Source organism: Azospirillum isscasi, from assembly GCF_030849505.1.
In the GTDB taxonomy this organism is placed as follows: domain Bacteria; phylum Pseudomonadota; class Alphaproteobacteria; order Azospirillales; family Azospirillaceae; genus Azospirillum; species Azospirillum isscasi.
Genome location: NZ_JAUJFI010000095.1, coordinates 1 through 22,768, shown reverse-complemented (window position 1 = coordinate 22,768; position 22,768 = coordinate 1). Strand labels below are relative to the sequence as shown.

Annotated in this window: 24 protein-coding genes; 11 read left to right on the top strand and 13 right to left on the bottom strand. The window is 69.1% G+C overall.

Going from position 1 to position 22,768, the window contains the following annotated elements; translation table 11 throughout:
* Positions 1-907 (top strand): divergent polysaccharide deacetylase family protein (locus tag QSG27_RS18175; protein ID WP_306708564.1); only part of this gene is annotated, 907 nt, incomplete at its 5' end.
* 5 nt (positions 908-912) lie between these two features.
* The gene (locus tag QSG27_RS18170; protein ID WP_306708562.1) at positions 913-1,410 is read left to right on the top strand and encodes an RNA pyrophosphohydrolase; all 498 of its coding nucleotides are present in this window, start codon (positions 913-915) and stop codon (positions 1,408-1,410) included.
* Positions 1,411-1,556: 146 nt separating this feature from the next.
* On the opposite strand, the gene QSG27_RS18165 is transcribed toward QSG27_RS18170, so the two are convergent.
* The 6 genes from QSG27_RS18165 to QSG27_RS18140 all read right to left on the bottom strand — a co-directional run bounded on the left by QSG27_RS18165 (position 1,557) and on the right by QSG27_RS18140 (position 7,651).
* A complete protein-coding gene (locus tag QSG27_RS18165) occupies positions 1,557-2,375 on the bottom strand; it encodes an acyl-ACP desaturase (protein WP_306708560.1) in 819 nt (272 codons plus the stop codon).
* Between the two features lie 200 nt (positions 2,376-2,575).
* Positions 2,576-2,989: a F0F1 ATP synthase subunit epsilon gene (locus tag QSG27_RS18160; RefSeq protein WP_306708558.1), complete on the bottom strand. Its 414-nt coding sequence runs from the start codon at positions 2,987-2,989 to the stop codon at positions 2,576-2,578.
* Positions 2,990-3,081: 92 nt separating this feature from the next.
* Positions 3,082-4,521: a F0F1 ATP synthase subunit beta gene (gene atpD / locus QSG27_RS18155; protein WP_137139229.1), complete on the bottom strand. Its 1,440-nt coding sequence runs from the start codon at positions 4,519-4,521 to the stop codon at positions 3,082-3,084.
* 70 nt (positions 4,522-4,591) lie between these two features.
* Positions 4,592-5,482 (bottom strand): F0F1 ATP synthase subunit gamma, encoded by an 891-nt coding sequence (locus QSG27_RS18150; protein ID WP_306708555.1) that lies wholly within the window; start codon positions 5,480-5,482, stop codon positions 4,592-4,594.
* Positions 5,483-5,552: 70 nt separating this feature from the next.
* Positions 5,553-7,082 (bottom strand): F0F1 ATP synthase subunit alpha, encoded by a 1,530-nt coding sequence (gene atpA, locus QSG27_RS18145; RefSeq protein ID WP_306708553.1) that lies wholly within the window; start codon positions 7,080-7,082, stop codon positions 5,553-5,555.
* Entirely contained in the window at positions 7,082-7,651 is a 570-nt protein-coding gene (locus tag QSG27_RS18140) for a F0F1 ATP synthase subunit delta (protein ID WP_306708551.1), read from the bottom strand. Before QSG27_RS18140 ends, atpA begins: the two co-directional genes overlap by 1 nt.
* Positions 7,652-8,066: 415 nt before the next feature.
* Between QSG27_RS18140 and QSG27_RS18135 the strand changes: the two genes are divergently transcribed.
* Positions 8,067-8,390: a hypothetical protein gene (locus QSG27_RS18135; RefSeq protein ID WP_306708550.1), complete on the top strand. Its 324-nt coding sequence runs from the start codon at positions 8,067-8,069 to the stop codon at positions 8,388-8,390.
* A gap of 43 nt (positions 8,391-8,433) precedes the next feature.
* Here QSG27_RS18135 and QSG27_RS18130 read toward each other — a convergent pair whose 3' ends face one another.
* Both QSG27_RS18130 and QSG27_RS18125 read right to left on the bottom strand, forming a co-directional pair.
* Complete coding sequence (locus tag QSG27_RS18130) at positions 8,434-8,937, bottom strand: cache domain-containing protein (RefSeq protein WP_306708548.1); 504 nt, start codon at positions 8,935-8,937, stop codon at positions 8,434-8,436.
* A 141-nt stretch (positions 8,938-9,078) separates the two neighbouring features.
* On the bottom strand, positions 9,079-11,367 hold the full coding sequence (locus QSG27_RS18125) for a primosomal protein N' (protein ID WP_306708546.1): 2,289 nt from the start codon (positions 11,365-11,367) through the stop codon (positions 9,079-9,081).
* A gap of 88 nt (positions 11,368-11,455) precedes the next feature.
* Here QSG27_RS18125 and fsa point away from each other — a divergent pair, with 88 nt between their 5' ends.
* Genes fsa through QSG27_RS18110 form a run of 3 tightly spaced genes read left to right on the top strand, consistent with a single transcriptional unit; the run spans position 11,456 to position 13,809 of the window.
* The gene (gene fsa / locus QSG27_RS18120; RefSeq protein WP_094301851.1) at positions 11,456-12,112 is read left to right on the top strand and encodes a fructose-6-phosphate aldolase; all 657 of its coding nucleotides are present in this window, start codon (positions 11,456-11,458) and stop codon (positions 12,110-12,112) included.
* Positions 12,113-12,122: 10 nt separating this feature from the next.
* A complete protein-coding gene (locus QSG27_RS18115; protein ID WP_306708544.1) occupies positions 12,123-12,836 on the top strand; it encodes a DUF484 family protein in 714 nt (237 codons plus the stop codon).
* A 13-nt stretch (positions 12,837-12,849) separates the two neighbouring features.
* Entirely contained in the window at positions 12,850-13,809 is a 960-nt protein-coding gene (locus tag QSG27_RS18110; protein WP_306708543.1) for a tyrosine recombinase XerC, read from the top strand.
* 74 nt (positions 13,810-13,883) lie between these two features.
* On the opposite strand, the gene lpdA is transcribed toward QSG27_RS18110, so the two are convergent.
* Entirely contained in the window at positions 13,884-15,284 is a 1,401-nt protein-coding gene (lpdA, locus tag QSG27_RS18105) for a dihydrolipoyl dehydrogenase (protein ID WP_306708542.1), read from the bottom strand.
* A gap of 295 nt (positions 15,285-15,579) precedes the next feature.
* Between lpdA and ppk2 the strand changes: the two genes are divergently transcribed.
* Positions 15,580-16,422 (top strand): polyphosphate kinase 2, encoded by an 843-nt coding sequence (gene ppk2 / locus QSG27_RS18100; RefSeq protein ID WP_306708541.1) that lies wholly within the window; start codon positions 15,580-15,582, stop codon positions 16,420-16,422.
* Positions 16,423-16,459: 37 nt separating this feature from the next.
* Here ppk2 and QSG27_RS18095 read toward each other — a convergent pair whose 3' ends face one another.
* Both QSG27_RS18095 and QSG27_RS18090 read right to left on the bottom strand, forming a co-directional pair.
* Positions 16,460-17,101, bottom strand: coding sequence for a hypothetical protein (locus tag QSG27_RS18095; RefSeq protein ID WP_306708540.1), 642 nt, complete (start codon positions 17,099-17,101; stop codon positions 16,460-16,462).
* A gap of 85 nt (positions 17,102-17,186) precedes the next feature.
* Positions 17,187-18,068, bottom strand: a complete 882-nt coding sequence (locus tag QSG27_RS18090) for an alpha/beta fold hydrolase (RefSeq protein WP_306708538.1) — start codon at positions 18,066-18,068, stop codon at positions 17,187-17,189.
* Positions 18,069-18,193: 125 nt separating this feature from the next.
* Here QSG27_RS18090 and QSG27_RS18085 point away from each other — a divergent pair, with 125 nt between their 5' ends.
* Positions 18,194-18,352, top strand: a complete 159-nt coding sequence (locus QSG27_RS18085; protein WP_014239424.1) for an entericidin A/B family lipoprotein — start codon at positions 18,194-18,196, stop codon at positions 18,350-18,352.
* Positions 18,353-18,570: 218 nt separating this feature from the next.
* Here the strand turns inward: QSG27_RS18085 and rfaE1 are convergent, their stop codons facing one another.
* Together rfaE1 and QSG27_RS18075 are read right to left on the bottom strand one after the other, a co-directional pair.
* Positions 18,571-20,016, bottom strand: a complete 1,446-nt coding sequence (gene rfaE1 / locus QSG27_RS18080; RefSeq protein ID WP_306708536.1) for a D-glycero-beta-D-manno-heptose-7-phosphate kinase — start codon at positions 20,014-20,016, stop codon at positions 18,571-18,573.
* A gap of 397 nt (positions 20,017-20,413) precedes the next feature.
* Positions 20,414-21,052: a hypothetical protein gene (locus tag QSG27_RS18075; protein ID WP_306708534.1), complete on the bottom strand. Its 639-nt coding sequence runs from the start codon at positions 21,050-21,052 to the stop codon at positions 20,414-20,416.
* Positions 21,053-21,165: 113 nt separating this feature from the next.
* On the opposite strand from QSG27_RS18075, the gene QSG27_RS18070 reads away from it, so the two are divergent.
* The 3 genes from QSG27_RS18070 to QSG27_RS18060 all read left to right on the top strand — a co-directional run bounded on the left by QSG27_RS18070 (position 21,166) and on the right by QSG27_RS18060 (position 22,671).
* Positions 21,166-21,558, top strand: a complete 393-nt coding sequence (locus tag QSG27_RS18070; protein ID WP_306708532.1) for an ATP-binding protein — start codon at positions 21,166-21,168, stop codon at positions 21,556-21,558.
* A 105-nt stretch (positions 21,559-21,663) separates the two neighbouring features.
* Positions 21,664-21,873 (top strand): hypothetical protein, encoded by a 210-nt coding sequence (locus QSG27_RS18065; RefSeq protein ID WP_306708530.1) that lies wholly within the window; start codon positions 21,664-21,666, stop codon positions 21,871-21,873.
* 33 nt (positions 21,874-21,906) lie between these two features.
* Complete coding sequence (locus QSG27_RS18060; protein ID WP_306708528.1) at positions 21,907-22,671, top strand: methyltransferase domain-containing protein; 765 nt, start codon at positions 21,907-21,909, stop codon at positions 22,669-22,671.
* Positions 22,672-22,768: the final 97 nt, after the last annotated feature.

Genomic DNA, 22,768 nt, shown 5'->3' with positions numbered 1-22,768 from the left:
TCCCGCTCAATCGCCCCCTCCGCCGGCCTCTCCGCCGATGGCGCCGCCGCCAGCCGCCGCGGTTCCCCCGCCGCCGCCCGCCGTGGCCATGAACCAGCCGGTCACCCTGACGCCGGCCCCGGTTCCCGGTCTGGTGGAGGATTCGCGCAACGGCCCGCTGCCGCGCATCGCCGAGGACGGGCGCAAGCCCTGGCAGGTCTATGCCCGCCCCTTCCCCGCCGCCGACAAGCGTCCACGCATCGCCATCGTGCTGGCGGAGATGGGCATTTCCGGCGTCACCACCGGCAACGCCCTGCAGAAGCTGCCGCCGACGATCACGCTGGCCTTCGTGCCCTATGCGGAGCGGCTGGACGATTGGGTGACGCGCGCCCGCAGCAAGGGGCACGAGGTTCTGCTGTCCATTCCCATGGAGCCGCAGGACTATCCGCGCAACGATCCCGGCCCCAACGCCCTGCTCACCATGCTGCCGCCGGAGCGCAACATGGAGCGGCTGGAATGGTCGCTGGGCAAGGCCATGGGCTATGTCGGCATCACCAGCACGACGGGCAGCAAGTTCACCGCCTCCGCCGACGCGGTGAACCCGGTCGTCGAGGCGATGAAGGCCCGCGGCTTGATGGTCCTGGACGCCCGCGCCAACCCGCGCAGCGTCGCCGGCACCCTGGCCGGTCAGGCCGGCGTGCCGCGGGCCTTCGCCGACCGGACGATCGACCGCGACCTGTCGCGGGGCGCCATCGACGACCAGCTCGCCGAGCTGGAGGCCATCGCCAAGGCCAACGGCGCCGCGGTGGGCGTCGGCGCGCCCTACCCCAGCACCATCGAACGCATCAACCTGTGGCTCACCGGCCTGGCCGACCGTGGCATCGCCATCGTGCCGGTCTCAGCCGTCGCCAACATGCAGAAGCAATAGGACGCATGACGAAGAAGGCCATCGACCGCGACTCCCTTCCCTACCGCCCCTGCGTGGGGATCATGCTGCTGAACGGCCGTGGGCAGGTCTTCGTGGCCCGGCGCTGCGACAGCAAGGACGCCTGGCAGATGCCCCAGGGCGGCATCGACGAAGGCGAAGGCACCCACGAGGCGGCCCTGCGCGAACTGAAGGAGGAGATCGGCACCGACAAGGCCGAGATCCTGGGAGCAACGGCGGAAAAGCTGCGCTACGACCTGCCCGACCATCTGCTGGGCAAGGTCTGGAAGGGCCGCTGGCGCGGGCAGGAACAGGTGTGGCTGGCCGCCCGCTTCACCGGCGTGGATTCCGACATCGACCTCGCCACCGAGCATCCGGAGTTCGACGCCTGGAAATGGGTCGATGCGGACGATCTGCCCAGCCTGATCGTGCCCTTCAAGCGCCCGGTCTACGAGTCGGTGCTGGCGGAATTCGCCCCCCTCATCGCGGCGCTGCGGCGGGGCTGATCCCCGCTGCGTCCGGCCTCTGAGAGGAAAAAGCCCTCCCCTGCGGAGCGGGGGAGGGTTGGGGTGGGGGCTCCTTGCGACCACCTGCCGAACACGTCGATTTTCATGCCGCGGCGGGTGGGTATGCAACTCCGGTGGGAGGACTCTCAAGCGACCTTTGCCAGCCGCCGGGCGCGGCTTTCGATCAGCCACCAGGCGCCGCGGGCGGCGACGCTGTAGAAGCGGGTGTGCGGCTTCAGCCCGCAGGCCTTGAAGACCATCGCCACCGCGCGGTCCACATGCTTGGGCCGGTAACGGCCATAGGCGCGGCGCATGTAGGCCTGATTGTAGGTCTTGTGGACGTAGGACTCGCCTTCCGCCGCGTTGGCCGCGAAATAGGCGTAGGCCAGCTCGTCGTCCTCCGACTCGCCGATGCGCGACAGCGCCACCTTCAGCCGCTGGAACTTGTTGAGCTGCTCCAGCTCCAGATACTTCTTCGTGTAGGTGTAGAAGATCTTGAAGTGGCGCAGCTCGTCGGCGGCGATGTTCTTGCAGATCAGCTTCAGGACCGGCTCGTCCGTGGAATCGCCGATGGCGGCGTAATAGCTGCTGGTGCCGGTCTCGACCATGCAGCGGGCGATCATCTCGCCGGTGCGCGACCCGCGGACCGAGGCGTCGAGGTCGATCGGCACCTTGTAGCCGGCGCGGAAGCGCTCCACCGCCCGGTCGAAGCGGAAGCCAGGATCGACCAGTTCCGCCCATTTGCCGAGCGCGCGGCCATGCTGCACCTCCTCGACCGCCCAGCCGTGCGCGACCTCCTGGAACTCGGGGTCGTCGTGGAAGACGTTGCAGAGATAGGCCGTGTAGTCGTCGGCGTTGAACTCCACCAGGGCCGCCGCCTTGATCAGCGGCACGAGATCGGGATCGACCTTCGCATGGTCCAATTGATCCCAGGGAAGCTCTTCGTAATTCCAGTGCAACGCCACACTCCACTCCCGCTGCTGGCCGCCGTTCCGGGCCGGTTGTTCCACGCTCTGACGGAGAATAGGACGGTAAAAACAAAAACGCCTCGACGGCTGGGCCGGGAGGCGTTCGATCCCTTGCGGGACATTATGTAAGGCCGCGATGGCGCAATGCAACGGAAACGGCCCGACCGGCGTGCGACGCCGCCGGGCCGAACCCGGTGTCAGTGCGTGGTCGCGCCGGTCGCGTCGAGCTTGGCGCGGGCGACGGCGATCTTCGCCTCCACGCGGGCCTTCTCGTCGTCGGTCTTGGCGTCTTCCAGATCCTCGCCCAGGTCGCGGATCTCCTGCTCGACCTTGCCGCGGTCGATGTCGGCCACCGCGATGGCCTCCTCGGCCAGGACGGTGCAGCGGGTCTCGGTCACCTCGGCGAAACCGCCGGCGACGAACACCCGGTCGACCACGCGGTCGGCTTCGTAGACGTCGATCACGCCCGGACGGACGGTCGAAATCATCGGCGAGTGGCCGGCGAGGACGCCGAAGTCACCTTCCGAACCCGGCACCACGACCATGTCGACGGGCTGCGAGGTCAGCAGCTTCTCCGGAGAGACCAGCTCGAATTCGACTTTATCGGCCATGGGTTTCCTGGTGCCTCTTCATAAGAACCCCCTCCCCCGCGCGGGCGGAGGAGAGGGTTAGCCTCGTTACCGCGCCTTCAGTCCGCCTTGGATCAGGCGGCTTCGGCGGCCAGCTTCTTCGCCTTGGCGATGGCTTCGTCGATGGTGCCGACCATGTAGAAGGCCGCTTCCGGCAGGTGGTCGTAGTCGCCGTTCACGATGCCCTTGAAGCCCTTGATGGTGTCTTCCAGGCTGACGAGCACGCCCGGGGTGCCGGTGAACACCTCGGCGACGTGGAACGGCTGCGACAGGAAGCGCTGGATCTTGCGGGCGCGGGCCACGACCAGCTTGTCCTCTTCCGACAGCTCGTCCATGCCCAGGATCGCGATGATGTCCTGCAGCGACTTGTAGGTCTGCAGAACGCGCTGCACCGAACGGGCGACGGTGTAGTGCTCCTCACCGACGACGCGCGGGTCCAGGATGCGGCTGGTCGAGTCCAGCGGGTCCACCGCCGGGAAGATCGCCATTTCGGCGATCGAACGCGACAGCACCGTGGTGGCGTCCAGGTGGGCGAAGGAGGTGGCCGGGGCCGGGTCGGTCAGGTCGTCGGCGGGCACGTAAATGGCCTGCACCGAGGTGATCGAACCCTTCTTCGTGGAGGTAATGCGCTCCTGCAGGGCGCCCATGTCGGTGGCCAGCGTCGGCTGATAGCCCACCGCCGACGGGATGCGGCCCAGCAGAGCCGACACTTCCGAACCGGCCTGGGTGAAGCGGAAGATGTTGTCCACGAAGAACAGCACGTCCTGGCCTTCCTCATCGCGGAAGTACTCCGCGAGCGTCAGGCCGGACAGGGCGACGCGGGCGCGCGCACCCGGCGGCTCGTTCATCTGGCCGTACACCAGGGCCACCTTGGAACCCGGGCCATCCAGCTTGATGACGCCCGACTCGATCATCTCGTGGTAGAGGTCGTTGCCCTCACGGGTGCGCTCGCCGACGCCCGCGAACACGGACACGCCGCCGTGCGCCTTCGCGACGTTGTTGATCAGCTCCATGATGGTCACGGTCTTGCCCACGCCGGCGCCGCCGAACAGGCCGATCTTGCCGCCCTTGGCGTAGGGAGCCAGCAGGTCGATGACCTTGATGCCGGTGATCAGCACTTCGGCGTCCGTCGACTGCTCGACGAAGTCCGGGGCCGAACGGTGGATCGGCAGGGTGCGCTCGGCGCCGACGTCGCCGCGCTCGTCGATCGGCTCGCCGATCACGTTGATGATGCGGCCGAGGGTGGCCGGGCCGACCGGCACGGCGATCGGGGCGCCGGTGTCCGTCACCTCGGCGCCGCGGACGAGGCCGTCGGTGCTGTCCATGGCGATGGCGCGGACCGTGCTCTCGCCGAGGTGCTGCGCAACCTCCAGCACGAGGACCTTGCCGTCGTTCTGGGTGTGCAGCGCGTTCAGAATGGCCGGCAGCTCGCCGTCGAACTGGACGTCGACAACGGCGCCCGTGACCTGCGTGATCTTGCCGACGGCGTTCGTCGCCTGGGTGGTGGTGGCCATGGAGTAAAGCTCCCTCGGAACTCGATAATTGTCGGATGTGCCGTCGTATCGACCGCGAACGCTGCGCCCGTCAGACCGCTTCGGCGCCGGAGATGATCTCGATCAGCTCCTTGGTGATGTAGGCCTGGCGCGTGCGGTTGTAGGTGATCGTCAGCTTGTTGATCATGTCGCCGGCGTTGCGCGTCGCGTTGTCCATCGCGGTCATGCGGGCGCCCTGCTCGCTGGCGGCGCTCTCCAGGAGCGCGCGGTAGACCTGGATCGACAGGTTGCGCGGCAGCAGCTCGGCGAGGATCTGCTCCTCGTCGGGCTCGAACTCGTAGATCGCCTTGACCTCGGTGCCGGCAGCCTCGTCTTCCGCCTGCGCCTCGACGGCGAAGGGAACGAGCTGCTGGACCGTCACGATCTGCGAGATCGCCGACTTGAACTTGTTGAAGATCACCGAGCAGACGTCGAACTCGCCCGCGTCGTACATCGCCAGAACCTTCTGCGCGACGGTGTCGGCGTCGGCGAAGGACAGCTTGCGGCGGCCCACATCCTCGTAGGTCTCGACGATCAGCGAGCCGTACTCGCGGCGCAGCTGGTCGCGGGCCTTGCGGCCGACGGTGAGCAGCTTGACCGTCTTGCCTTCCGACTGGAGGCGCTGGATCTGGCGGCGGGACTCACGGACGATGGCGCCGTTGAAGGCACCGCACAGGCCACGGTCGGAGCTGATGATGACGAGGAGATGCACCTGATCGGAACCGGTGCCGGTCATCAGCTTCGGGCCGTTGCCCGAATCCTGCACGTTGGCCGCGAGAGAGGCCAGCATGCGGCCCATGCGCTCGGCGTAGGGACGACCGGCTTCCGCCTGCTCCTGCGCACGGCGGAGCTTGGAGGCGGCGACCATCTTCATCGCCGAGGTGATCTTCCGCGTCGATTGGACGCTGGCGATCCGGTTCTTTAGGTCCTTGAGGTTAGGCATGCCGGCCCTTCATTCCGCTCGGGGTCGATCGGTGGAAAAGCGGGGGCGGTGGAACCGCCCCCGCCGTCGATCAGACGAACACCTTGGAGAAGGTGTCGAGGAAGGCCTTCAGGCGCTCCTCGGTCGCAGAGGTGATCTGCTTCTCGTTGCGGATCGTCGCCAGGATGTCGGCACCCTTGGTCCGGATCTCCGCGAGGAACTTCTGCTCGAAGCGGTTGACGTCCTCGACCTTGATCTTGTCGAGGTAGCCCTTCACGCCCGAGAAGATCGACACGACCTGCTCTTCGACCGGCAGCGGCTGGAACTGCGGCTGCTTCAGCAGCTCGGTCAGACGGGCGCCGCGGGCCAGCAGGCGCTGGGTGGCGGCGTCGAGGTCCGAGGCGAACTGCGCGAAGGCGGCCATTTCGCGGTACTGGGCCAGCTCCATCTTGATGGTGCCCGCGACCTGCTTCATCGCCTTGATCTGGGCGGCGGAGCCGACGCGCGACACCGACAGGCCGACGTTGATGGCCGGACGGATGCCCTTATAGAACAGGCCCGTCTCCAGGAAGATCTGGCCGTCGGTGATCGAGATCACGTTCGTCGGGATGTAGGCGGACACGTCGCCGGCCTGCGTCTCGATGACCGGCAGGGCGGTCAGCGAGCCGTTGCCGTGCTTGTCGCCCATCTTGGCGGCGCGCTCGAGCAGGCGGCTGTGGAGATAGAACACGTCGCCCGGGTAGGCTTCGCGGCCCGGCGGACGGCGGAGCAGCAGCGACATCTGACGGTAGGCGACGGCCTGCTTGGACAGGTCATCGTACACGATCAGGGCGTGCATGCCGTTGTCGCGGAAGTACTCGCCCATCGTGCAGCCGGTGTAGGGCGCCAGGAACTGCAGCGGGGCCGGCTCCGACGCGGTGGCCGCGACGACGATGGAGTATTCCAGGGCGCCGGCGTCTTCCAGGGTCTTGACGATCTGGGCGACGGTGGAGCGCTTCTGACCGACGGCGACGTAGATGCAGTAGAGCTTCTTGCTCTCGTCGTCGCCCTGGTTGATCGGCTTCTGGTTCAGGAAGGTGTCGATGACGACGGCGGTCTTGCCGGTCTGGCGGTCACCGATGATCAGTTCGCGCTGGCCGCGGCCGATCGGAACCAGGCTGTCGACGGCCTTCAGGCCGGTCTGCATCGGCTCGTGCACCGACTTGCGCGGGATGATGCCGGGGGCCTTCACCTCGACGCGGGTGCGGGTGACGTCCACCAGCGGACCCTTGCCGTCGATCGGGTTGCCCAGGCCGTCCACGACGCGGCCCAGCAGACCCTTGCCGACCGGCACGTCCACGATGGTGCCCGTGCGCTTGACGGTGTCGCCTTCCTTGATCTCGCTGTCGGTGCCGAAGATCACGACGCCGACGTTGTCGGTTTCGAGGTTCAGCGCCATGCCCTTGATGCCACCGGGGAACTCGACCATCTCACCGGCGCGCACATTGTCCAGGCCGTGCACGCGGGCGACGCCGTCGCCCACCGAGAGGACCTGGCCGACCTCGGCGACGTCCGCCTCGGTCCCGAAATTCGCGATCTGCTGCTTGAGGATCGCAGAGATTTCTGCGGCGCGGATATCCATCAGACTGATCCCCCTGAGGCCTTCATGGCGAGTTGCAATTTGTTCAGCTTCGTGCGCACCGAGGTGTCGACCATGCGCGAGCCGAACTTAACGATCATGCCCCCGATCAGCGCGGGATCGACCGAGGTGTTGATCAACACCTTGGAGCCGATCGACGCCTTCAGCGCGTCGACGACCGCGGCCAGCTGAGCGTCGCTCAGCGGCTGGGCGGAGGTGACCTGCGCGGTCACTTCGCCGCGGCGGCGGGCCAGTTCGGCGAGATAGCCTTCGATCATGCCTTCCAGCGCGAACAGGCGGCGGTTCTTGGCCACCAGCCCGATGAAGCGCTTGGTCAGATCGGACACTTCGGCGCGGTCCAGAACCGCGGCCATCGCCCGGCCTTGGTCGGCGCGGCTGATCACGGGACTGCGGACGAGGCGGCGAAGGTCGGCGCTCTCAGCCAGGATTTGCTTCAGCGCGACCAGATCGCCTGCGACCTGATCCAACGCTTTGTTCTCGTCCGCAAGCTCGAACAGCGCGATGGAGTAGCGCGTAGCGAGTTCGGAAACGCCTGTACCTTCGATTGCCACCTGATCCCTCGAATTGAGTTCGGTAGACGGTGAATTTTCAGGGCCTTAAATGGGGCAGAACCCACGCCGCGGCGGCCCAGCCCGCGAAAGCGAGCGGTCCAATATCACAGGATTAGCCCCTGCGCAACGGGGTCTGGACAATTTGCACGCGGCGTGTGTGCGGCGTTTTGCGCCCCTGCGGCGTGCGGTCCGTTCTTGGCGGCAGGGGCTGGAAATGGGCATACCACTTCACAACCGCAACGGATCACCTTGGCTTCCGGAGGCCCCGCCCTCTTCCGGCCCCGGTCGCGCATCCGTTCGCGGGGCTTCCTCAAGGGACGAGTCTGTGACCTGACGCCCCGCTTAAGACCCGCTTAACCATTCGCGCGCACCGTCGCCCCATAGCCCGCCTGACAGGACAAACCCTAGGCCAATCATGACCGTCGTCGCCTTTTCCTGCGCCCGTTTCACGCCCGCCGATCTCACCGAGTTCGAGGCGGTGGCCGAACCGAAGCTGCGCCTCGGCCACTGGGCCGGGGTCATCCGCGAAACGGGCCGGGAGCATGACCGGCTTCTCGTTCTCCTGCCCGGCGTGGACCGCCCCGTCTTCCGGTTCGAGCGCGACGGGCGCGGACGCTACAGCCTCTCCTTCAACGACCGGTCCGGCTGGTACGGCATCGGATCGGGAGGCACCGCCGCGGAATGCCTGTCGATCTGGCGCCCCCGCCCGCGCTCCGACCGCTCCGTTTCGGTGCTCTGAGGGCCTTTTCCACCCGGCGGAAAACCCCGAGTCGATCCGCCGGTCAGCGGTAGACGCCCACCGACAGCAGATAAGGTGCGCCGTCCAGAACGATGCGGCGCACCAGCATGGTCTTGGGCGCGATCTGGCCGGACAGCGGGTCCGTCCATTTGTAGCTGACGGCGCCCGAATCCCGCTCCGCCACGATGTCCAGCGCCTCCTGGATGAAGGGCTTGCCGTCCACGTCCTTCAGGTCCTTCAGGTTCGCGCCGTTCAACGACGGCGTCCAGCCGTGGGCCACCATCACCCCGTCGCGGTCGATCAGCATCGGGTAGAGGTCGCGGTCGATCAGCGCGCCGTCCCGCTGGGCGAAGGCGTCCGGCGCGGCCCCCGCGCCGTGCTGGCGCAGATAGCCGCTGGTCTTGTCGAGCAGCACCTTGGCGTCCGATTCCGTCCCGCGGGTCTGTGCGGGCACGCCCGCCGCCAGCGCGATGATCGCCAGCAGGGCCAGAACCGGAAGAACCGTCAGCAGTGTGTGGGCGTGAAAACGACCGCGCAACCTGGGCATGGAATCGCTCGGCGAAAGATGACTTCCATACTCTGGTAATACCATGACCCGCCGGCTGCAACGGGCCAAACGTCACAGGTGCCCTGCGGAGCGCGCAGGGACAATCGGTCGCAGCCCCCCTTTACAGGCAACCGGTCGTTGCTACAGGAAACTGTAGGGATCCACATCCACCTGCACGCGCACGTTGGGCGGAACGCTCACCTGCTCCAGCCAGCGGGCGATCAACGGCTGCACCTGGACGGTGCGCGGCGCCTTCAGCAGCAGGCGGCGGCGGTGCCGCCCGCGCAGCAGGGCCAGCGGCGCCGGGGCCGGGCCCAGAACGGCGACGGTGTCGCTGCGCGGCGCCGCCCGGCCCAGCGCGATGGACAGCGTCTCCACCGCCGCCGCGTCCTCCCCCGACACGATCAGGGCGGCCAGCCGTCCGAAGGGCGGCATCCCGGCCTCCAGCCGCATCTCCGCCTCCAACTGGTAGAATCCGTCGCGGTCCCCGGCGGCCAGGGCCTGCATCACCGGGTGCTCCGGCATGTAGGTCTGCAGCATCACCCGCCCCGGCCGTTCGCCGCGCCCGGCGCGCCCGGCCACCTGATGAAGAAGCTGGTAGGTCCGCTCCCCCGCCCGCAGGTCGCCGCCGGCCAGCCCCAGGTCGGCGTCCACCACCCCGACCAGGGTCAGCATGGGGAAATGGTGGCCCTTCGCCATCACCTGGGTGCCGATCAGGATGTCCAGCTCGTGGTCGGCGATGCGGCGGACCATCTCCTGGATGGCGCGGGGGCCGAACAGCGTGTCGGACGCCATGATGGCGGCGCGGGCGTCGGGAAACAGCTCCGCCACCTCCTCCGCGATGCGCTCCACGCCCGGACCGCAGGCGGCCAATGTCCCCTCCTCGCCGCATTCCGGACAGGTCGGGGACAGCGGCTGCGACAGGCCGCAATGGTGGCACTGGAGCTTGCGGGCCAGCCGGTGCTCGACCAGCCAGGCCGTGCAGTTGGGGCATTGCAGCCGGTGCCCGCAGGCCCGGCAGAGCGTCAGCGGGGCGTAGCCGCGGCGGTTGAGGAACAGCATCACCTGCTCCTTCTCCGCCAGGGTCTCCTCGATGGCCTTCTTCAGGGAGGGGGCCAGCCAGTGGCGGGCCGGGGGGCGGTCCTTGCGCAGGTCCACCAGTTCCACGTCGGGCAGCACCGCCCCGCCGTGGCGGCCCGGCAGATGGATGCGGGCGTAGCGGTTGCTGTCGGCGTTGACCTTGGTCTCCAGCGACGGAGTCGCGGAGACCAGCACGGTGGGGATGCCGCCCAGATGCGCCCGCGCGACGGCCATGTCGCGGGCGTGGTAGATGGCCCCCTCCTCCTGCTTGTAGGCGGAGTCGTGCTCCTCGTCGATGATGATGACGCCGAGGTCCTTGTAGGGCAGGAACAGGGCGGAGCGGGCGCCGACCACCACCGGCACCTCGCCGTTGGCCACGGCCCTCCAGGTGTCGCGGCGCTGCGCCCCGGTCAGTTCGGAATGCCATTCCGCGGGCGGCGCGCCGAAGCGGCGGGCGAAACGCTCCAGCCACTGCGCCGACAGGGCGATTTCCGGAAGCAGCACCAGCGCCTGCCGGCCCGCCTGCAGAGCGGCGGCGATCGCCTCGTAATAGACCTCCGTCTTGCCGGAACCGGTCACCCCGTCCAGCAGCACGGTGGAATAGGCGCCCGACGCCACCCGGGCGCGCAGGTCCGCCGCCGCGGCCTCCTGGTCGGCGGACAGGGTGGGGCCGGGGCGGTGGCAGTCGGGCCGCCCGAGCTTGGTCGGCTGGAGCAGCACCGGCTCCAGCAGGCCGGCCTCGGCCAGCCCGCGCACCACGGTGACGCCGCAGCCGGCCTCCTCCGCCAGCTCCGCCGGGGTGCGCGGCGGGCCGTCATCCAGCAGGGCGAGCACGCGCCGCCGCGGGTCGGTCATCTTGAAGCCAGGGGGCGGCTCCGCGTCCGGCTTGCGCAGATAGGCGAGCATGGCCTTCGCCGGCTCCAGCGCCGAGGGCACGCTGATCGCCATGCGCAGCACATGGCCCGGCGGCGTCATGGTGTAGGCGGCCACCCACTCGATGAACTTGCGCTCGACCTCCGGCATGGGCGGCACGTCGAAACGGCGGACGACGGGCTTCAGCCGGGCGGCCTCCACAACTCCGGCGCCCTCGCCCCACACCACCCCGAGCACGCGGCGCGGCCCCAGTGGAACCTCCACGTAATCGCCGGGGTTGAGGGTCATCCCGGCGGGCACGCGGTAATCGTACGCCTCGCGCAGGGGCAAGGGCAGGAGCACGCGGACGCGCGGGTCCGTCTCCGGCGGCACCGTGCCCGGCAGAAGGGCCTGCGCGGGTCCTCCGGAAGCGGTCCCGGATTTGGCCCCGGATCTGGCCCCGGATCTGGCCCCGGATCTGGCGGAATTTTCACGCATCGGCTAGAGTGCCCCCTGGCCGAAGCACCGGGCACCGAGTCCCGGGCGACAGGGCACGGTCTTCCTCAGCAAGTATGGATTCCAGGTCATGAAGTTCTTCGTTGACACCGCCGACATCGCCGAGATCCGCGATCTGGCCGACACCGGCCTGCTGGACGGTGTTACCACCAACCCCTCCCTGGTCGCCAAGACCGGTCGCAGCTTCCTCGACCTCGTGGCCGAGATTTGTGACGTGGTGAGCGGCCCGGTCAGCGCCGAGGTGGCCTCCACCGACTTCGAGACCATGCTGGCGGAAGGAAAGAAGCTTGCCAAGATCGCCGACAACGTCGCGGTCAAGGTTCCGCTGACCCAGGCCGGCCTGAAGACGTGCAAGGCGCTGTCCTCCGAAGGGACGATGGTCAACGTCACGCTGTGCTTCTCCCCGGCGCAGGCGATCCTGGCCGCCAAGGCCGGCGCCAGCTTCGTGTCGCCCTTCGTCGGCCGTCTGGACGACATCGGGCAGGACGGCATGGGCCTGATCGCCGACATCGTGGAGATCTACAGCAACTACGACTACTTCAAGACCGAGGTGCTGGTCGCCTCGATCCGCAACCCGATCCACATCGTCGACTCCGCCCGCCTGGGCGCCCATGTCGTGACCGCCCCGCCGTCGGTGCTGAAGCAGCTCTTCAACCACCCGCTGACCGACAAGGGTCTGGCCCAGTTCGTGGCCGACTGGCAGAAGACCGGCCAGTCCATCCTCTGAGGACGGCAGCATGGGCCGGGAGCCGGGACACACCCCCCACCGGAAGGACGCGCCGACCGCCGAGGAGGTGTGCGCCTATCTGCGGGATCATCCCGACTTCCTGGTCCATCACGGCGAACTCGTCCACCACCTCACCCCGCCGTCGCAGGACCGCGGGCGCGGGGTGGTGGACCTGCAAGCCTATATGGTGGAGCGGCTGCGCGGCGAGGTCCGCCTGCTGAAGGACCAGCAGCGGGAGCTGATCGGCACCTCGCGCGCCAACATGAACAGCCAGAACCGCATCCACGCGGCGGTGCTGTTCCTTCTCGACGCGCAGAGCTTCGAACAGCTCATCCAGACCATCACCACCGATCTGGCGGTCCTTCTGGACCTGGACGTCGCCTGCCTGATCGTCGAGTCGAACGGCCACGACACCCCGCATGTCCAGACCTCCGGCGTGCGGGTGGTCGAGCCGGGCACCGTGGACCGCTGGCTGGGCACGGCCGACGTGGCGCTGAACGCCGACATCCAGGGCGACCCGGAACTCTACGGCCCCGGCGCCGGGCTGGTCCGGTCGGAGGTGCTGATCCGCCTCCAGGTGTCCAGCGAGACGCCGGACGGCATGCTGGCCTTCGGCAGCCGCCAGCCGGACACCTTCCACAGCGGCCAGGGGACGGAGCTGGTCGGCTTCCTCGCCCGCGTGGTCGAGCGGGTGATCCGCGGCTGGCTCGAACTGCCGGCCTGAACCGACCGTACGCATGACCGGAAAACAGAATCCCGTTCTCGGTTTCTCCGCCCAGCCCGACGTGCAGGACGCGCTGGTCCACTGGCGCCGCTGGATGGAAAGCGAGCGCAACGTCTCCCCCCACACGCTGACCGCCTATTTCGGCGACGTCGCGACCTTTTTGGAGTTCATCACCGGCTATCAGGCGAAGCCGCCGTCGATGAACGACCTCGCCGCGCTGACCGTCGCGGATTTCCGGTCCTGGCTGTCCCACCTCGCCATGAAGGGGATCGGCTCGAACAGCCGGTCGCGCGCCCTGTCGTCGGTGCGCAACCTCTTCCGTTGGATGGACCGCGACGGGCGCCTGCACAACCCGGCCATCAACACCTTCTCCGGCCCGCGCATCAAGCGCCCGGCGCCGAAGCCGCTGACCGTCCTGGACGCCGACCGCCTGCTGGAGGAATCGGAGAAGGAGCCGGACGAGCCCTGGATCGGCAAGCGCGACCGGGCGCTGTTCACGCTGCTCTACGGCTGCGGCCTGCGCATTTCCGAGGCGCTGAACCTGACGCGCCGGAACGCGCCGCTGGGCGAGACGCTGCGGATCACCGGCAAGGGCAACAAGGAGCGGATCGTCCCGGTGCTGCCGGCGGTGACGGAGGCGGTGCGGGCCTATATGGACGCCTGCCCCTACCGCCAGGGCCCGGACGCGCCGCTGTTCGTCGGGGTGCGCGGCGGGCAGCTCGCCCCGGCCATCGCGCAGCGGCAGATGCGCGATCTCCGCCGCATGATGGGCTTGCCGGAAACCGCGACGCCGCACGCGCTGCGCCACAGCTTCGCCACGCATCTGCTTGCGGACGGCGGGGATTTGCGGGCGATCCAGGATTTGCTGGGCCACGCCTCGCTGTCCACGACCCAGCGCTACACGGATGTGGAAAGCGAACAGTTGATGCAGGTGTACCGGTCGGCGCACCCGCGGGCGAAGAAGACGCCGTAGGGTCGCAGGGTGGGAGGTGCATTGCCCCTCCCCGACCCTCCCCCGCTTCGCAGGGGAGGGAGAAGAGACGCGCTTTAGATGTGCAGAGCGCGGCCGTCCACGGCGAGGGCGGCTTCCTTGGTCACTTCCGACAGGGTCGGGTGGGCGTGGCAGGTGCGGGCGATGTCCTCGGCGGACGCGCTGAACTCCATCGCCACGGCCAGCTCGGCCACCATCTCCGACACGTTCGGGCCGACCATGTGGACGCCCAGAACCTTGTCGGTGCTCGCGTCGGCCAGGATCTTCACGAAACCGTCGGTCGTGCCGCTGGCGCGGGCGCGCCCGTTGGCGAGGAAGGGGAACTTGCCCGTCTTGTAGGCGATGCCGGCGGCCTTCAGCTCCTCCTCGGTCTTGCCGACCGCGGCGACTTCCGGCCAGGTGTAGACGACGCCCGGAACGAGGTCGTGGTTGACGTGGCCCGCCTGGCCGGCCAGCAGCTCGGCCAGCGCCACGCCCTCCTCCTCGGCCTTGTGGGCCAGCATCGGGCCTTCGACCACGTCGCCGATGGCGTAGATGCCCGGCACGTTGGTCTCGAAATGCTTGCCGATCTTCACGCGGCCGCGGTTGTCCAGCTCCACGCCCACGGCGTCGAGGCCCAGGCCGGCGACGTAGGGGCGGCGGCCGATGGCGACCAGCACGACGTCGGCCTCGATCTCCTCGGCGGCGCCGCCGGCGGCGGGCTCTACCGTCAGGGTGACGCCGGACGAGGCGGTCTTGGCGCCGGTGACCTTGGAGCCGAGCTTGAAGGTCATGCCCTGCTTGCCCAGGATGCGCTGCATCTGCTTGGACACTTCACCGTCCATGGTCGGCAGGATGCGGTCCAGGAACTCCACGACCGTGACCTGGGCGCCGAGGCGGCCCCACACGGAGCCCAGCTCCAGACCGATCACGCCGCCGCCGATGACGACGAGGCGCTTCGGCACCTCCGGCAGCTCCAGGGCGCCGGTGGAGGAGACGATCGTCTTCTCGTCGATCTCGATGCCCGGCAGCGGGGTGACTTCCGAGCCGGTGGCGATGACGATGGCCTTGGACGCCGTGACGGTGCCGATACCCTCGACCTCGACCGTGTTCGGGGCGGTGATGCGGCCGGCACCCTTCAGCCAGGCGATCTTGTTCTTCTTGAACAGGAATTCGATGCCGGTGGTGTTCTCTTTGACGACCTTGTCCTTGTGGGACAGCATGCCCGGCAGGTCCAGCTCAACGCCGCCGACCTTGATGCCGAACTTGGCGAGGCCGTGCTTGGCCTCCTCGTACTTCTCCGACGCCGCGAGCAGGGCCTTGGAGGGGATGCAGCCGACGTTCAGGCAGGTGCCGCCCAGCGCGCTGCGCTTCTCCACGCAGGCCACCTTGAAACCGAGCTGCGCCGCACGGATCGCGCAGACATACCCGCCGGGACCGCCGCCAACCACGACGACGTCGAAAGTGCTTTCAGCCATTGGGGCTTTCCTTCCGCCATTCTTGTGTTTGCCAAAAGCCTTCCCGTCCAGCGGGGAGGGCCGCGCGCCGATTTATGCCGCCGCTCACGCCAACTGGCAACGGGACAGTTCGTCCGGGTGGGGGGATGCCGGGTTGAAAGACCGGCATGGGAACCCCCGGAACCCATCCCGAAATGAGGGTAGCCGCCGCTGATCCCCCTGTCCCGATGCCCCGCGGCCCGCCGCTTCTCCGGCCTCCGGCCCGCCCGCCGGGCTGCGCTATGATCGCGGGAAAAGCGCGGGAAGGAAAAGACCCATGGCAAAGAAGCACAAGGCGAAAGCCCACGAAGAGTCGCCGGCCCAACCCCTGAAGAAGCTGAAATGGAAGGAATACAGCGCGGAGCTGGCAAGACTCCACGCGGAGCTGGTGACGCTTCAGGAGTGGGTGGTCCACAAGGGCTTGAAGGTCTGCATCGTCTTCGAAGGGCGCGACACCGCCGGCAAGGGCGGCACCATCAAGGCCATCACGGAACGGGTCAGCCCACGCGTCTTCCGCACCGTCGCCCTGCCGACCCCGACCGAGCGCGAAAAGTCGCAGATGTACATCCAGCGCTACATCCCCCACCTGCCCGCGGCGGGCGAGGTCGTGATCTTCGACCGGAGCTGGTACAACCGCGCCGGAGTCGAGCGGGTCATGGGCTTCTGCACGGAGGAGCAGGCGAACCACTTCCTGTCCATGGCGCCGGGCGTGGAGAAGGCGATGATCGAGTCCGGCATCATCCTGCTGAAATACTGGCTGGAGGTCAGCCCGGAGGAGCAGACCCGGCGTCTGGAATCCCGGATCAACGACGGGCGCAAGACCTGGAAGCTGTCGCCCATGGACCTGAAGTCCTACAGCCGCTGGTACGACTATTCCCGCGCCCGCGACGCCATGTTCGCGGCGACCGACACGCCCTGGGCGCCCTGGTACGTCGCCCGGTCCGACGACAAACGGCGGGCGCGGCTGAACATCATCAGCCACCTGCTGGGGCACATCCCGCACAAGGAGATCCCCCGCGACCCGGTGAAGCTGCCCAAGCGCCAGGACGCGCACGGCTACGAGGCGCCGGACTATCCCTACAAGGTCATCCCGGAACGGGCCTGGCCCGCGGCGGGATGACCGCGACGCTCAAACCGCCGCGATCAGGCCGCCGCGATCAGGCCGACACGGCGACGAGGAACAGGCGCGGGGCGCCGCCCTGGGCGACGTTCTGAAGCGTGCTGACCTGATTGTTGGCCACGTCGTACACGTAGGCGGTGCGCCCGCCCGCCCAGAACCAGCCGAGGTCCGGGTTGGCGCCCGCCACGTCCGCCGCCTGGAAGGTGCCGAAGGTCGCGAGAACCGAGATGCAGTTCAGGCCGGCGTTGCCGCCGCGCAGGGTCTGCTGCTTGACGATATCGGCCTGGAAGCGGTTCCAGGCGTCCTGGATGGGGTTGGCGTTGGTCGGGCTGATGCACTTCAGTTCGATGTAGGCGTCGTCGGCCACCCCGGCGTTGCGGTGCAGGTAGAAGTCGGCGCGGGCAGCGGCGTTGATGTTGTTGGTCACCCCCCAGGCCGGACCGCCCGCCGCGTAGGTCAGATAGGGGTTCCCGGCGTTGGTGGAGGGATAGGGCCGCTCCCGCTCGCAGGTCCAGTTGCCGGCGACGGTCAGGAAACCGTGCGCGATCTCAAGCTGAAGCCAGACCTCCCAGCCGCCGCGGATGTTGGCGTTCTGGGCGAACACCGTGGCCCGCGGGCCGTTGGTGGTGCCGTTGTTGATGCATCCCTGGATCGTGTTCAGAAGCTGCTGGCAGCGCATGACGGCGTCTCCTCTCCCGGTGCCGGGCCGGAGCGGTGCTCCGGCCCTCGGCAAGGAGACGGCCGTGCGGCGCGCGGCGTGAGGATCACACCGTGAAGAAGTCCAGAAGCGCCTGCGCCGTCTCCTCCGGCGCCTCCTCGGGGATGAAGTGGCCGGCGGGCATCTCCCGCCCCCGGACGTCCGGGGCGTAGCCGCGCCAGATGCCCAGCGGGTCGTCGTAGAGGCGCCCGACCGCGCTGTTGCGGCCCCACAGGAACAGGGCGGGGCACGTCACCTTGCGGCCCGCCGCCCGGTCCTCGCGGTCGTGGTCCAGGTCGATGCCGGCGGCGGCCCGGTAATCCTCGCACATGGCGTGGACGGTGGCGGGATCGCGGAAGGCGGTGCGGTAGGCGTCCATCGCCTCCGGCTCGAAGATGTCGGCGCTGCTGCCGATGGAGCCGAGCACCTGCCCCAGGTAGAAATCGGGGTCCGACCCGATCAGCCGTTCCGCCAGATGGTTCGGCTGGATCAGGAAGAACCAGTGGTAATAGGCGGTCGCCATGCGCTGGTCGATGCGGGCGAAGACCTCCAGCGTCGGCACCACGTCCAGGAAGGCCACGCGCTCCACCCGGTCCGCATGGTCCAGGACGAGCCGGTGCGCCACCCGCGCCCCGCGGTCGTGCCCGGCCAGCCGGAAGCGGTCGAAGCCCAGCGCCGCCATGACCGCCACCTGATCGCGCGCGTTGGTGCGTTTGCAGTACGTCTCATGCGCCGGATCGCCCGGCGGCTTCGACGATTGGCCGTACCCCCGCAGGTCGGTCAGCACCACGGTGAAGCGCTCCGCCAGCCGCGGCGCGGTCCGGTTCCACAGGGCGTGGGATTGCGGAAAGCCATGAAGCAGAAGGAGCGGCGGCCCCTCGCCGCCGACCAGCGTGTGGATTTCGGCGCCGTCGGTGGCGATGCGGTGGCGGGTGAACCCTTCGAACATGCGCGCCCCTCCCCCTATCCGTTTGAGTGCGAAGACTGTCCTTCCGCACGGCGAGGCTTCGGAAACCTTTGGCGGGTTTCTCGCGTTTTTCAGGCGATTGTTTTCGACCTCAAGAGGAAAGTGCCATGCGTAGCCTGAAGAAGCTCGTTCTTTTTGCCGCCCTGGGCGCCGCCCTGACCACCAGCCTCGCCGCCTGCAACACCGTCGAGGGCATGGGCGAGGACGTTCAGGCGGGTGGCCGCGCCATGGAGCGGTCGTCGGACAGCGTCCAGAAGAAGATGTGACCTTGGATTAAAGCGGACTGCGATCCGCTTTGGACCGCGACGGCGGTCCCGGTCGCCCATGCGACCGAAGCCCGCCTTTCGCGGGAACACAGTTCCCGCTGGCGGCAGGCGGATGCCCGCGGCATCCGCTGAGAGCCGGCGAATGAGGCGATATGAGTCTAAAGCGAACCGACGTTCGCTTTAGGGCGCGGACGCCCCGGAGCCCGAGGCTCCGGGGGTCAGCGCTGCATGCGCTTGATGGTGTTGGTCGTGCTCTGGCCGTCCACGAGGTCGGCCAGCACGACCTTTCCGCCGTAGCTCTGCACGAAGCCGGCGCCGACCACCGTGGCGACGGTGTAATCCGCCCCCTTCACCAGCACGTCGGGGCGCAGGGCGCGGATCAGTTCCTCCGGCGTGTCCTCGCCGAAAATCACCACCAGATCGACGCAGGCCAGCGAGGCGAGCACCGTCGCCCGCGCCGTCTCGGTCTGCACCGGGCGCGTCTCGCCCTTCAGCCGCTTCACCGAGGCGTCGCTGTTCAGCCCGACCACCAGCACGTCGCAGGCGGCCTTGGCCTGGTTCAGCAGCGAGATGTGGCCGGGGTGCAGAAGGTCGAAGCAGCCGTTGGTGAAGCCCACCCGCTTGCCGCGGGCGCGCCAGCGCTCGGCCCGCTCCACCGCCTGTTCCAGCGTGTCGACCTTCTCCTCGCCGCTGCGCCATTCCTGCTCGTGCAGGGCGGACAGCAGCTCCGGCGCGCGGACGACCGCGGTGCCGACCTTGCCCACCACGATCCCGGCGGCCAGATTGGCGAGCCGCGCCGCGTCGGTCAGGTCCACCCCCACCGACAGGGCGGAGGTCAGCGTCGCCACCACCGTGTCGCCGGCCCCGGACACGTCGAAGACCTCGCGCGCGTTGGCCGGCAGGTGGGTGGCGCCGTCGCGCGTCACCACGGACATGCCGCGCTCGCTGCGGGTGGCGACCACCGCGTCGATGCCGCAGGTGTCCAGCAGGAAGCGGCAGGCGGCCTCGACCTCGGCGTCGCTGTCGGCGGGCATGCCGGTGGCCTGTACAAGCTCCTTGCGGTTGGGCGTGATCACGCTGGCCCCGCGGTAGCGCCCGAAATCGTCGCCCTTGGGATCGACCACCACCGGCAGCCCGGCCTCCCGCGCCGCCTGGATGAGCTGCATCACCAGCCCGTCGGTCAGCACGCCCTTGCCGTAGTCGGACAGGATCACCGCACCCACCGACAGCATGCCGGTGCGGGCGGCGACCATCACCTCGTCCTCGGATTCGACGGCGGCGATGGTTTCGGCGTCGGCGCGCAGAAGCTGCTGGCGCCCGGCGATGAAGCGGGTCTTCACCGTGGTCTGGCGCCCCGGCTCGGCGATCAGCCCGCCGCCGTCGCCGGTCTCCCGCGCGACGAGGCGCACCAGCTCCAGCCCCGCCGCGTCCTCCCCCACCACCGACACGAAGCGGCAGCCGGCGCCCAACGCCATGACGTTGGCGGCCACGTTGCCGGCGCCGCCGAGCATGGCCGTCTCGCGCTCGATCCGCAGAACGGGGATCGGCGCTTCGGGGGACACGCGGTCGACCGAACCGTAGACGAAGCGGTCGAGCATGACGTCGCCGACGCACAGCACGCTGGCGCGGGACAGGGAGTCGATGTGACGGGCAAGGTCGCTCATGCCGGTTCTACTACCAATCTTGGGAGTGGGGCGCCAGAGGGGAGCGCGCGGCGTCTGGTCCGGCGCCCCCTCCTGCCCTAATCTTCCGGCACCCATCTTCCGGCACCCCCTGCCCCCGGACGCCGCCCATGCCCCTGCCTCCCGTCGCGCGAAGCCTGTCGGCCAAGCTGCTGGTGCTGACCGTGCTGTTCGTCCTGCTGGCGGAGGTGCTGATCTACACGCCGTCCATCGCGCGCTACCGCCTGACCTATCTGGAGGAGCGGCTGGCCGCCGCCCATCTCGCCGCCCTTTCGGTGGAGGCCACCCCGGACATGATGGTGGCGATGGAGCTTCAGAACGAACTGCTGGCCCATGTCGGCGCCCACGCGGTGGAGCTGATCCGGCCCGACAGCCGCGTCTACATGCTGTCGCGCTCCATGCCCCCGGCGGTGGACGCCACCTTCGACCTGCGCACGGCCATGGCGCCGCGGCTGATCGGCGACGCCTTCATGGCGCTGGCCCAGCGGCGCGACCGGGTGATCCGGGTGATCGGGCCGTCGCCCAAGAACCCCGCCTTCCAGGTGGACATGGTGATGGACGAGCGCCCGATGATCCGGGCCATGACCGATTTCTCGGGCCGCATCCTGGCGCTGTCGGTGGCGATCTCGCTGATCGCGGCGGTGCTGGTCTTCGTCTCGCTGAACCGGCTGCTGGTGCGGCCCATGCGCCGGCTGACCGCGGAGCTGGTCGCCATCCGCCGCGATCCGGACGGCACCCCGCCCTTCCAGCCCAGCGCCCGCACCGACGAGATCGGCGTGGCGGAGCGCGAGCTGGCCGACATGCAGGCCACCATCCGCACCGCGCTGCGCCAGCGGGAGCGGCTGGCCGCGCTGGGCACCGCGGTCGCCAAGATCAACCATGACCTGCGCGCCATCCTGTCCACCGCCGCCCTGCTGTCGGAGCGGCTGGCCGAAAGCGCCGACCCGGAGGTGCGGCGGGTGACGCCGCGGCTGATGGCCTCCATCGACCGGGCGGTGGAGCTGTGCGGCCAGACCATGGCCTACACCCGCGACGGCGTGCTGCCCCTGGCCCGGGCGGAGGTGGCGCTGCGCCCGCTGGTCGAGGAGGCCGGGGCCGCGGCGCTCGCCGTCCTGCGCCTGGGACAACCGCGTGCCGGACGGGCTGCCCGTCCGCGCCGACGCGGCGCAACTCGCCCGCGCCCTGGTCAATCTGGGGCGCAACGCGGTGCAGGCCGGGGCCGGCGCCCTGTCGGTGTCCGCCGAGGCGCGGCCCGGCGGCGGGCTGGTCCTGCTGGTCGCCGACGACGGGCCGGGCCTGCCGCCGCGGGCGCGGGACAACCTGTTCCAGCCCTTCGCCGGTTCGGCGCGGGCGGGCGGCATCGGGTTGGGCCTCGCCATCGCGCGGGAGGTGCTGCGCGCCCATGGCGGGGATCTGCGGCTGGCGGAGAGCACCGCGGCGGGCACCGTCTTCGCGCTGGAGCTTCCCGCGGGGGCGGTCGCGGGACCCGCGATTCCGGCAACCGCCCCGCCCATGCCGGATTGATTTCCGACGCCCGCTCCACCAGAATTCGCGCCACGGTCAACCCGCCGGCCACCCGCCGGGCAGACGCCCCGCGCGGGACCGGCAGCGAAGGAAGGGGACGGGACTTTGGAAGGCACGGGCAAGTGGATCACCGGGGGCATCCTGGGCCTCATGGCGTTCGTCGGGCTGCTGGCGGCGTCGCGTGCCGCGGACACGGCGTTCTATTACGGCGGCTGGATTCTGGCGATCGGCTGCATCGCGACGATCTTCTTCATGGTCACGAAGCATTACGACCGCATGGAAGCCCAGATCGCCAGCCAGCGCGGCCACGACTGAGCGGACCGGCGGCACACACGTTGGAGGCCGGGCATGCCGTGGGACCCTGAACAATACGCGCTGTTCGAGTCCTGGCGCCGCCGCCCGGCCTACGACCTCGTGGCGGCCCTGCCCTCCCTGACCCCGCGCACGGTGGTGGATCTCGGATGCGGGGCCGGGCAGCTCGCCCGCCTGCTGGCCGAGCGCTGGCCGGACGCCGACGTGCTGGGGGTGGACAACTCCCCCGCCATGCTGGAACGGGCGCAGGCCGCACCGTCCGGCGTGCGCTGGCAACAGGCCGACCTGCGGGTCTGGCGTCCCGACCGCCCCGTGGATCTGCTGATTTCCAACGCCGCCCTGCATTGGCTGGACGGGCACGAGCGGCTGTTCCCGGAGCTGCTGCGGGCGCTGGCCCCCGGCGGCGTTCTGGCCGTGCAGATGCCGCGCAATTTCGAGGCGCCCTCGCACCGCCTGCTTTACGAGACGGCGGCGGACGGACCCTGGGCCGGGCGGCTGGCGCCGGTCCTGCGCACCGCGCCGGTGCACGCGCCGGAGACCTATTACGGCTGGCTCGCCCCGCTCGCCCGCCGCCTGGACATCTGGGAGACGGAGTATCTCCAGGCGCTGGACGGCGACGATCCGGTCCTGCAATGGACGCGCGGCACGACGCTGGTCCCCGTCCTGGACACGCTGGCGGGCGCGGAACTGGACGCCTTCCTGGCGGCCTACCGCGCCCGGCTGAACGACGCCTATCCCCGGCGCCCCGACGGCCGCACGCTGTTTCCCTTCAAGCGGCTGTTCCTCGTGGCGCGGGTGTAGGCACGCTGTCGGACCGTCTTAGAGGCTGTTGAGAAGAAAGCTGCTGAGATTTAGAGGAAACTTGTGGGTGGGCGGGCGAGCCGCTTCACGAGAATAT

Bases quoted from the DNA above. Each gene is read 5' to 3' on its own strand.
- lpdA (WP_306708542.1), bottom strand. From the start codon at position 15,284: ATGGCTGAAAGCACTTTCGACGTCGTCGTGGTTGGCGGCGGTCCCGGC.
- QSG27_RS18125 (WP_306708546.1), bottom strand. From the start codon at position 11,367: ATGCGTGAAAATTCCGCCAGATCCGGGGCCAGATCCGGGGCCAGATCC.
- QSG27_RS18060 (WP_306708528.1), top strand. From the start codon at position 21,907: ATGCCGTGGGACCCTGAACAATACGCGCTGTTCGAGTCCTGGCGCCGC.
- QSG27_RS18085 (WP_014239424.1), top strand. From the start codon at position 18,194: ATGCGTAGCCTGAAGAAGCTCGTTCTTTTTGCCGCCCTGGGCGCCGCC.
- QSG27_RS18150 (WP_306708555.1), bottom strand. From the start codon at position 5,482: ATGCCTAACCTCAAGGACCTAAAGAACCGGATCGCCAGCGTCCAATCG.
- atpD (WP_137139229.1), bottom strand. From the start codon at position 4,521: ATGGCCACCACCACCCAGGCGACGAACGCCGTCGGCAAGATCACGCAG.
- QSG27_RS18130 (WP_306708548.1), bottom strand. From the start codon at position 8,937: ATGCCCAGGTTGCGCGGTCGTTTTCACGCCCACACACTGCTGACGGTT.
- rfaE1 (WP_306708536.1), bottom strand. From the start codon at position 20,016: ATGAGCGACCTTGCCCGTCACATCGACTCCCTGTCCCGCGCCAGCGTG.
- atpA (WP_306708553.1), bottom strand. From the start codon at position 7,082: ATGGATATCCGCGCCGCAGAAATCTCTGCGATCCTCAAGCAGCAGATC.
- QSG27_RS18170 (WP_306708562.1), top strand. From the start codon at position 913: ATGACGAAGAAGGCCATCGACCGCGACTCCCTTCCCTACCGCCCCTGC.
- fsa (WP_094301851.1), top strand. From the start codon at position 11,456: ATGAAGTTCTTCGTTGACACCGCCGACATCGCCGAGATCCGCGATCTG.
- QSG27_RS18090 (WP_306708538.1), bottom strand. From the start codon at position 18,068: ATGTTCGAAGGGTTCACCCGCCACCGCATCGCCACCGACGGCGCCGAA.
- QSG27_RS18095 (WP_306708540.1), bottom strand. From the start codon at position 17,101: ATGCGCTGCCAGCAGCTTCTGAACACGATCCAGGGATGCATCAACAAC.
- QSG27_RS18135 (WP_306708550.1), top strand. From the start codon at position 8,067: ATGACCGTCGTCGCCTTTTCCTGCGCCCGTTTCACGCCCGCCGATCTC.
- QSG27_RS18160 (WP_306708558.1), bottom strand. From the start codon at position 2,989: ATGGCCGATAAAGTCGAATTCGAGCTGGTCTCTCCGGAGAAGCTGCTG.
- QSG27_RS18110 (WP_306708543.1), top strand. From the start codon at position 12,850: ATGACCGGAAAACAGAATCCCGTTCTCGGTTTCTCCGCCCAGCCCGAC.
- QSG27_RS18075 (WP_306708534.1), bottom strand. From the start codon at position 21,052: ATGGTCTGGCCGCACAGCTCCACCGCCCGGTCGATGGAGGCCATCAGC.
- QSG27_RS18115 (WP_306708544.1), top strand. From the start codon at position 12,123: ATGGGCCGGGAGCCGGGACACACCCCCCACCGGAAGGACGCGCCGACC.
- ppk2 (WP_306708541.1), top strand. From the start codon at position 15,580: ATGGCAAAGAAGCACAAGGCGAAAGCCCACGAAGAGTCGCCGGCCCAA.